The 8,696-nt window shown below is 73.1% G+C and carries 8 protein-coding genes; 3 read left to right on the forward strand and 5 right to left on the reverse strand.

Features of this window, described 5'->3' with window-relative positions; translation table 11 throughout:
* The coding region (locus tag M8H82_RS36145) for an AAA family ATPase (RefSeq protein WP_250079963.1) at positions 1-1,107 on the reverse strand (1,107 nt) is incomplete at its 3' end.
* Between the two features lie 367 nt (positions 1,108-1,474).
* On the opposite strand from M8H82_RS36145, the gene M8H82_RS36150 reads away from it, so the two are divergent.
* Entirely contained in the window at positions 1,475-2,824 is a 1,350-nt protein-coding gene (locus M8H82_RS36150) for a M14 family metallopeptidase (protein ID WP_250079965.1), read from the forward strand.
* On the opposite strand, the gene M8H82_RS36155 is transcribed toward M8H82_RS36150, so the two are convergent.
* From M8H82_RS36155 to M8H82_RS36170, 4 genes are all read right to left on the reverse strand, one after another.
* Positions 2,821-3,360 carry a hypothetical protein gene (locus tag M8H82_RS36155; RefSeq protein ID WP_250079967.1) on the reverse strand — a complete coding sequence of 180 codons (540 nt, stop codon included), beginning with the start codon at positions 3,358-3,360 and terminating at the stop codon, positions 2,821-2,823. The genes M8H82_RS36150 and M8H82_RS36155 overlap by 4 nt on opposite strands.
* 88 nt (positions 3,361-3,448) lie before the next feature.
* The gene (locus M8H82_RS36160; RefSeq protein ID WP_250079969.1) at positions 3,449-3,859 is read right to left on the reverse strand and encodes a RidA family protein; all 411 of its coding nucleotides are present in this window, start codon (positions 3,857-3,859) and stop codon (positions 3,449-3,451) included.
* Complete coding sequence (locus tag M8H82_RS36165) at positions 3,856-4,617, reverse strand: IclR family transcriptional regulator (RefSeq protein ID WP_250079971.1); 762 nt, start codon at positions 4,615-4,617, stop codon at positions 3,856-3,858. Before M8H82_RS36165 ends, M8H82_RS36160 begins: the two co-directional genes overlap by 4 nt.
* On the reverse strand, positions 4,614-5,654 hold the full coding sequence (locus M8H82_RS36170) for a sugar kinase (protein ID WP_250079974.1): 1,041 nt from the start codon (positions 5,652-5,654) through the stop codon (positions 4,614-4,616). The genes M8H82_RS36165 and M8H82_RS36170 overlap by 4 nt, the downstream gene beginning before the upstream one ends.
* A 114-nt stretch (positions 5,655-5,768) precedes the next feature.
* Between M8H82_RS36170 and M8H82_RS36175 the strand changes: the two genes are divergently transcribed.
* Together M8H82_RS36175 and M8H82_RS36180 are read left to right on the forward strand one after the other, a co-directional pair.
* Positions 5,769-7,034 carry an amino acid deaminase gene (locus tag M8H82_RS36175; protein ID WP_250079976.1) on the forward strand — a complete coding sequence of 422 codons (1,266 nt, stop codon included), beginning with the start codon at positions 5,769-5,771 and terminating at the stop codon, positions 7,032-7,034.
* Between the two features lie 10 nt (positions 7,035-7,044).
* On the forward strand, positions 7,045-8,631 hold the full coding sequence (locus tag M8H82_RS36180; RefSeq protein WP_250079977.1) for a D-aminoacylase: 1,587 nt from the start codon (positions 7,045-7,047) through the stop codon (positions 8,629-8,631).
* The last annotated feature ends 65 nt before the right edge of the window (positions 8,632-8,696 follow it).

The following is an 8,696-nucleotide window of genomic DNA, read 5'->3' on the forward strand; positions in this document are numbered from 1 at the left end:
GGACGGGCCGAACCACGCGCGTTCGCAGGTGTCGGCCAGGTGTTGCATCCACCGTCGCTGGCGGAGGCGGGCGGTGGGTTCCTCGCCCGGGAGGGCGCGCAGGCGGGTCAGGCCGTAGTGGCGGAGGGTGTCGAGGAGGCGGTACCGCACGGATCCGGCCGCCGTCTCCCTGATCAGCACCGACTTGTCGACCAGACCGGTGACCGCCTCCACGACGTCCGCGGGGCGCAGCCGTACCCCGTCCGCGCACACCGCTTCCGCCGTCTCCAGGTCGAAGCTGCCCGCCAGGACCGAGGCGCGGGCCCAGGTCAGCTGTTCCTCCGCCGTGCACAGCGCGTGGCTCCAGTCGACCGTCGCGCGCAGCTCCCGGCGGGCGTCCGGGCCCTCCACCAGCCGGCCGAGTCCGAGGTCCCGCAGCCGTCCCGCGGCGAGTTCGATGGCGAGCGGAAGTCCGTCGAGGCGGCGGCAGAGCCGGGCGACGGCCGCGCGGTTGTCCGGGGTCAGCCGGAAACCGGGGTCCACGGCGGCGGCCCGGTCGGCGAACAGGGCGAGCGCCGGATGGCGGTGGGCGTCGGACAGGTCGCCGTCCGGGTCGGGCACCGGCAGCGGCCGCAGCTCCAGCAGGTGCTCCCCGAGCAGGCCCAGCCGGTGCCGGGTGGTCGCCAGGACGCGCACGTGCGGGGTGCCGTGGAGCAGGGCGGCGATCAGTTCCGCGCAAGCCGTCAGCAGGTGTTCGCAGTTGTCGACGACGAGGAGCAGCCGCCGCTCCCCCAGGTGCCCGGCGAGCACGTCCAGCGGGGGCCGGTCGGTGTGGTCGTGCAGGCCCAGCGCGTCGGCGGCGGCGTGCGGGACGAGAGCCGGGTCGTCGAGTCCTGCCAGCCGCACGAACCGGACTCCGTCCGGGAAGGTGCCGCGGACCCGGTCCGCGAGGCGCGTGGCGAGGCGGGTCTTGCCGACTCCGCCGGGCCCGGTCAGGGTGACGAGCCGCGATCGGGCCAACAGTCGCCGTCCCGAAGCCAGTTCGGCCCGCCGGTCGACGAAGCTGGTCGGCTCGGGCGAGCCGGGGGCGACCGGGTGGCCGTCCTGTAGTGGCGCTGATCCGCCCATGATCAGCCCGTCCAGTTCTTGGGATCGCAGTCCGGGGATCGAGCCGGAGTTCGGCCTGCCCTGTGGCCAGGGACCCCTCACTGTCCCCGCTCCGGCCCGGACACGCACACGAGCCTCACCCGCCCGAGTGCACCTTCGGCCAGGCCCGTGTCACATGCCGCCCGCACGCGTACACTGCCGGCCTTTTCTCCCCTCGCCATTTCTCCCCTCGACGGGTTTCCGCCATCGAGGCCGCTTTCCGTCTTGACCCGCTCATGCCACGCGCGGACGATGAGCGCCACCCGCACCAGTACGTCGCTGAACCACCCCCTGCTCCACTCCCCACCTTCCGGAGATCCCGGAAGCCCTGGAGACACAAGGAGAATTCATGCGACTTCGCATACGAGGCTCCGGCGCCCGCGGCGGCAGACGCACCGCCACCCTCGCCACCCTCCTCGCCCTGGCCCTCGCCGCACCCCTCTCCGCGACCGTCACGGCGAACGCCGACAGCGGCACCCCGGCGGCACCCTCCGCCGACGGCATCCGCCAGTACGAGATCCACACCCACTCCACCGCCAGGGACCGCACCGCGATCCAGCGCACCGGCGTCAGCGTGGACGAGGTCGACGCGCACGGCCTGGTGGTCTCCGGCCGCGCCGACCAGATCCGCACCCTGCGCAAGCAGGGCTACGAGGTCACGCCGCTCGGCGCCGTACCGGACCGCTCGGGCGGCGCGGACGAGGCCCGGCTGCTCGACTTCCCGTCGGCCGACTCCCGGTACCACAACTACGCGGAGATGACGTCGGCGATCAACTCGATCGTCTCGGCGAACCCGGGCATCGCCAGCACCCGGGTGATCGGCACGTCGTACCAGGGCCGGAACATCACGGCCATCAAGATCAGCGACAACGTCGGCACGGACGAGTCCGAGCCGGAGGTGCTGTTCACCCACCACCAGCACGCCCGCGAGCACCTCACCGTCGAGATGGCGCTGTACCTGCTGCGCGAGCTGACCTCCGACTACGGCTCGGACTCCCGCGTCACCAGCATGGTGAACAACCGCGAGACCTGGATCATCCCCGACATCAACCCGGACGGCGGCGAGTACGACATCGCGTCCGGCTCGTACCGTTCCTGGCGCAAGAACCGGCAGCCCAACTCCGGTTCCTCGTACGTCGGTACCGACCTGAACCGCAACTGGAACTACCGCTGGGGCTGCTGCGGCGGCTCCTCCGGCTCCACGTCCTCGGAGACCTACCGGGGTCCGTCGGCCGAGTCCGCGCCCGAGGTGCGGGTCGTGGCGAGCTTCGTGCGCAGCCGGGTCATCGGCGGCGTGCAGCAGATCAAGGCCGGGATCGACTTCCACACCTACAGCGAGTTGGTGCTGTGGCCGTTCGGCTACACGTACTCCGACACCACCACCGGGATGACGGCCGACGACCGCAACGCCTTCGCGACGGTCGGCGGCAAGATGGCGGCCAGCAACGGCTACACGGCGGAGCAGGCCAGCGATCTGTACATCACCGACGGCTCGATCGACGACTACCTCTGGGGCGCCCACAAGATCTTCGGGTACACCTTCGAGATGTATCCGCGGTCCAGCTCCGGCGGTGGGTTCTACCCGCCCGACGAGGTGATCGAGCGGGAGACCTCACGCAACCGGGACGCGGTGCTGCAGTTGCTGGAGAACGCGGACTGCATGTACCGGTCGATCGGCAAGCAGTCCCAGTACTGCTAGTCGGATTCCTCGAAGTAGGCGTCCAGCACGGCGTCGAGCTGTGACTCCCACTCGGCGAAGCGGCTCCTGGCCGCCGCCTCGATCTCGATCGGGTACCAGCGGCGGTCAGGAGTGTGCACCGTGACGGTGAACCGCTTGCCGAAGCGGGCGGTCTCCGTCTCCACGGCGCCGATCTCGTCCCAGCGGAACTCGCACTCCTGGTCGTCCAGGCACAGACGGACCCCGCGGCGGTCGGCGACGATCCTCGCCCGGCGGTCGGAGGCCTCGAACACCGGCCCGTCGTCGGCGGCTTCGCCGGCGGTCTCGTCCTCCTCGACCGCTGCCTCGTCGGCCGCTTCCGCCGCCTCCTCGACCGCGTCCGCCGCGACCTCGGCCGCTTCCGCGGCCTCGACGGCCTCCGCGTCCGTCTCCTCGGACTCCGCCGGCTGCTGCGCCCGCTTCACCATGGACACGGGCGGGGTGAGCCCGGGGACGAAGGCCGGGTCGAATCCGGCGCCCTCCAGGGGCTGGCTGCTCGATCCTATGCGCTGCTCCACAGCGGGCAGTATGGTCGACGATCCTGTGCCGCACACACTCGGCACCGCCATCGTTATACGAAGATGCCCAACCCGGCGGCCCCCGGGGTCAGCCGAGGACGGCGAGCGCGTCGATCTCGACGAGCAGGCCCGCCGGAAGACCGACGTAGACCGTGGTGCGCGCGGCGGGCGGGGCGGTGAGCCGCTGCGCCTCGAAGTAGGCGTCGTAGATCTCGTTCATCTCGGCGAAGTGGGCCACGTCCGTCAGATAGACGCGGATCATCATCACGTCGTCCCAACTCGCGCCGCCCTCCTCCAGGATGGCCTTGACGTTGTCGAGGGTCTGGAGGGTCTGCTCGCGCAGGGTGGGGCCGGCGGGCGTGGGCGGCAGCCCTTCCTCGGCCGGCAGGAAGCCGACCTGGCCGGCGACCTGGAGGATGTTGCCCTTCTTCACGCCGTGCGAGAACTTCGCGGGCGGCGTGGTGTGGGTCGGCGGGACGAGCGCGGTCTTCTCGGTCATTCGGGGTCCTTTGCCGGGGTCTTGCCTGAGTACTCGCCGCTGATCTCGTCGGCGGTGCGGCGCACCAGCGGGAGGAGGGTGAGGAGTTCGTCGGCGGTGACGACGACGTTGGGGGCCGAGACCGACATGGCGGCGACGACTCTGCCGTCCGCGCCGCGGATGGGGGCCGCGACGCAGTTGATGGACTCCTCGTGGCCGCCGAGGTCGGTGGCCCAGCCCTGTTCGCGCACCGTCTCCAGCTCCCGCAGGAAGGCGGGGGCGTTGGGTGTCGAACGGGACGTGTACAGGGGGTAGTCGAGCTTCTCCGCGAGGGCGCGGCGCTCGGGTTCGGCGAGATCGGCGAGGAGCAGCTTGGCGACGGCCGCCACGGTGAGGGCGACCGGCTTGCCGATCCGCGAGTACATGCGGACCGGGTAGCGGCTCTCGACCTTGTCGATGTAGAGCACCTCGTCCTCCTCGCGCACGGCGAGGTGGACGGTGTGTCCGCACGTCTCGTTGAGGCGTACGAGGTGGGGGTGGGCGATCTCGCGGATGTCGAGGTTCTCCATCGCCTCCTGGGCGAGGGCGATCAGACGGGCGCCGAGGCGGTAGCGCTGGTCGGACTGGCGGTAGACCATGCCGTGCTCGTGCAGGGTGCGCAGCAGGCGCAGGGCGGTGGACTTGTGCACCCCCAGGCGGGCGGCGACCCGGCCCAGGTCTGCGGGGCCCTCGGCGAGCAGCGGCAGGATGCTCAGCGCGCGGTCCACGGTCTGGCTCATCGGGTGCGTACCTCCTCCTCGGCCCGGCGTGCGGCCTGTGTCCAGCCGGGGCCGAGTCGCAGTCTCCCCCACGCCTCGGCGTCGAGGGTGGCCAGCCCGTCGGCGGTGTGGCGGGCGGGGGGCGGGGCGAGGTCGCCGGGGGCGGTGAGGGCGGCGGCGGCCCACAGGTGGCCGTGCCGGAGCCGGTCCCGCAGCGGGAGGCCGCGGAGGGTGGCGGAGAGGAACCCGGCGGCGAAGGCGTCCCCGGCGCCCGTGGCCGCCACGACGTCGACGCGGAGGGCGGGCTGGAGGACGCGGGCGGACTCCTGGAACACCGTCGCGCCCTTCGCCCCCTCCTTGACCACCAGCACCGCGGGCTCGGGAAGCAGTTCCCGGATCCGCTCGGGGCCGCCCCGCACCCCCCAGGTCTGCGCCGCCTCGTCCTCCCCGACGAACACGAGGTCGCTGCCGCGGGCGAGGCCGAGCAGGACGTCACCGGCGGCGGCCGGGTCCCGCCACAGGCCGGCCCGGTGGTTCACGTCGAAGGAGACGAGCGGGCGGCCGGGGCGGCGTGCGGTGAGCTCGCGCACCAGCGCCAGACAGCTGTCGGAGAGGGCGGCGGTGATCCCGGACAGATGCAGCACGTGTCCCGGGCCCGCCGCCACGTTCCGGGGGCTCATCGCGGACGCCGCCGAGCCGGCCCGGTAGTACGCCACCTCGTGCGCGTCCGTGCCGCGGTCCCCGGCGGTGCGGAAGTACACGCCCGTGGGCCGCGCCGGGTCCCGGCACACCGCCGACACGTCGACGCCGTAGGAGCCGATCGCCTCGACCAGGTGGTCGCCGAAGCCGTCGGCGCCCACGCGGCTCACCCACCGGGCGGAGTGTCCGGCGGCGGCCAGGGCGCAGGCGACGTTGGACTCGGCGCCGCCGACGGACCGGTGGAAGGCGGGCACGTCGGCGAGACGGCCGGGGCGGGCGGGCAGGAACGCGACCATGGACTCGCCGACCGCGACGACGTCCGCGGCGTCGGGGGTGTTGCCGGTCCCGGTGATGGTCACGATCGTCGTAGCTCCCCAGCCTTGTGCTCGTGTCGGCGGAGATGTTAGACAGCAGCAAGCGACATATGCAATGAGCATTGCACATATTGCAACGCACTGGATCTGGGAGGCCCCATGGCCGCTGAAGCGCTCGCCCGTCTGGCCGACGAACGCGTCGACCACCGCTTCAAGGGCCTCCCGCCGGACGCCATGGGCCTGACCGTCGGCGAGCTGGCGGCCGAGCGGCGCAACCTCTTCACGGACGGCTTCGCCACCCCCGTGCTCGCTCTGTCCGCCGAGCGCCTCGACCACAATCTGCGCCTGATGGAGACGTACGCCCAGCGCCACAACCTCGCCTTCGCCCCGCACGGCAAGACCTCCATGGCCCCGCAGCTCTTCCGGCGCCAGATCGAGCACGGCGCCTGGGGCATCACCCTCGCGGTGCCCCATCAGGTGTGGGTGGCCCGGGAGTTCGGGATCCGGCGGGTGTTCCTCGCCAACGAACTGGTGGACGCGGCCGCCCTGCGCCGCCTCGGCGCGGACCTGGCCGCCGACCCGGACTTCCGGTTCGTCTGCTACGTCGACTCCGTGCGCGGGGTGGAGCTGATGGACGCGGCGCTGGAGGGTGCCGCCCGGCCCGTGGACGTCGTCGTGGAACTCGCCGCGGGCGAGGGCGCGCGGACCGGCGTGCGCACCGAGGCCGAGTGCGCCACGGTCGCCGACGCGGTGGCCGGGGCCCGGGCGCTGCGGCTGGTCGGCGTGGCCGGGTACGAGGGCGAGGTGCCGGGGGCCACCCCGGAGCGGGTGCAGGCGTGGCTGCGCCGGCTGGTGGCGCTGGCCGTGGACTTCGACCGGGCGGGGCGGTTCGCGGACACGGACGAGATCGTGGTCAGCGCGGGCGGCAGCGCCTGGTTCGACGCGGTCGCCGACGAGTTCGCGCAGATCCCGGACCTGTCGCTGCCGGTCCTGAAGCTGCTGCGCTCGGGCGCCTACGTCTCGCACGACGACGGCCACTACCGCAGGCTCACCCCGTTCAACCGGGTCCCCGCCGAGGGCGCCCTGGAGCCCGCGTTCCGGCTGTGGGCGCAGGTCGTCTCCCGCCCGTCCGCCGAGCAGGCCTTCGTCAACGCCGGCAAGCGGGACGCCGCCTACGACCTGGACCTGCCCCTCGCCCAGGTGGTCCGCCGGGACGGCGCGGAGCGTCCGGCGTCCGGCATCGAGGTGACCGCCCTGTCCGACCAGCACGCCTGGCTGCGCACGGCGCCCGGGGCGGACCTGGAGGTCGGCGACTGGGTCGGCCTCGGCCTCTCCCACCCGTGCACGTCCTTCGACAAGTGGCCGCTGATCCCGGTCGCCGAGGCGGACGGCACGGTCGTCGATTACATCCGCACGTTCTTCTAGGAGGACCGCCGTGCAGGACCTGGTCATCCGGGACGCCGACGTGGTGGACGGCTCCGGCGCCGACTCCTACCGCGCCGACGTGGTCGTCGACGGCGGTCGGATCGTCTCGATCGTGCGCGAGGCCGCGGCGGCGGGTTGCCAGCGCCCGACCGCCATGCGCGAGCTGGACGCCGAAGGCCTGGTCCTCTCGCCCGGCTTCGTCGACATGCACGCGCACAGCGACCTGGCCCTGCTGCGGGACCCGGACCACAGCGCGAAGGCCGCGCAGGGCGTGACGCTGGAGGTGATCGGCCAGGACGGGCTGTCGTACGCGCCGGTCGACGACCGTACGCTCGCCGAGGTGCGCCGCGCGATCACCGGCTGGAACGGCCACGGCGACGACCTCGACTTCGACTGGCGCTCGGTCGGCGAGTACCTGGACCGCCTGGACCGGGGCATCGCCGTGAACGCGGCCTACCTCGTCCCCCAGGGCACGGTCCGCGCCCTCGCGGTGGGCTGGGGGGACCGGGAGGCGACGCCCCGGGAGCTGGCGCGCATGCGGCAGCTGGTCGCGGAGGGCCTGGAGCAGGGCGCGGTCGGCATGTCGTCGGGCCTCACCTACACCCCCGGCATGTACGCCGAGGACACCGAACTGACCGAACTGTGCCGGGTGGTGGCGTCGTACGGCGGCTACTACTGCCCGCACCACCGCTCCTACGGGGCGGGCGCGCTGGAGGCGTACGAGGAGATGGTGGCGCTGGCCCGGGAGGCCGGCTGCGCCCTGCACCTGGCGCACGCCACGATGAACTTCGGGGTGAACGAGGGGCGGGCGCCGGAGCTGCTGGACCTGCTGGACGGGGCGCTGGCGGCCGGCGCGGACATCAGCCTCGACACCTACCCGTACACCCCCGGCTGCACGACGCTGGCCGCGCTGCTGCCGAGCTGGGCGAGCGAGGGCGGCCCGGAGGCGGTGCTGGCGCGGCTGGCCGACGAGGACAGCGCCGAGCGGATCCGGCACCACCTGGAGGTGACCGGCTCGGACGGCTGCCACGGGGTGCCCGTCGAATGGGAGACGATCGAGATCTCCGGGGTGAGCGACCCCGCCCTCGCCGCGCACGTCGGCCGCCGCCTGGACAACTGGCCCACGGCCCGCCGGCTGCTCCTGGCGGACCGCCTGGGCACGACGGTCCTCCAGCACGTCGGCCACGAGGAGAACGTCCGGTCGATCATGCGCCACCGCGTCCACACCGGCGGCTCGGACGGCATCCTCCAGGGCACCAAGCCGCACCCGCGGGCGTACGGCACCTTCCCGCACTACCTCGGGCACTACGTACGGGAGTTGGGGGTCCTGTCGCTGGAGGAGTGCGTCGCGCACCTCACCTCCCGCCCGGCGGCCCGGCTGCGCCTGCCGGACCGCGGTCTGGTCCGCGAGGGCCACCGGGCCGACCTCGTCCTGTTCGACCCGCGGACGGTGGCGGCGGGCTCGACGTACGAGGAGCCCAGGAGGCTGCCCACGGGCATCCCGTACGTCCTGGTCGACGGCCGTTTCGTGATCGAGGACGGCCGCCGGACGGACGTACTGGCGGGCCGGTCGGTGCGGCGCACGCCCGTGGACTGAAAGCGGCCGGGCGCAAGCGCCTGCGGCCTACCGCGGCCCTTTGGTGCCGCCCGACCCGTTCCCGG

It is taken from the genome of Streptomyces sp. YS415 (genome assembly GCF_023544665.1).
Classification (GTDB): domain Bacteria; phylum Actinomycetota; class Actinomycetes; order Streptomycetales; family Streptomycetaceae; genus Streptomyces.

Coding starts and splice junctions, on each gene's coding strand:
- M8H82_RS36150 (WP_250079965.1), top strand. CDS start 1,475: ATGCGACTTCGCATACGAGGCTCCGGCGCCCGCGGCGGCAGACGCACC.
- M8H82_RS36160 (WP_250079969.1), bottom strand. CDS start 3,859: ATGACCGAGAAGACCGCGCTCGTCCCGCCGACCCACACCACGCCGCCC.
- M8H82_RS36165 (WP_250079971.1), bottom strand. CDS start 4,617: ATGAGCCAGACCGTGGACCGCGCGCTGAGCATCCTGCCGCTGCTCGCC.
- M8H82_RS36175 (WP_250079976.1), top strand. CDS start 5,769: ATGGCCGCTGAAGCGCTCGCCCGTCTGGCCGACGAACGCGTCGACCAC.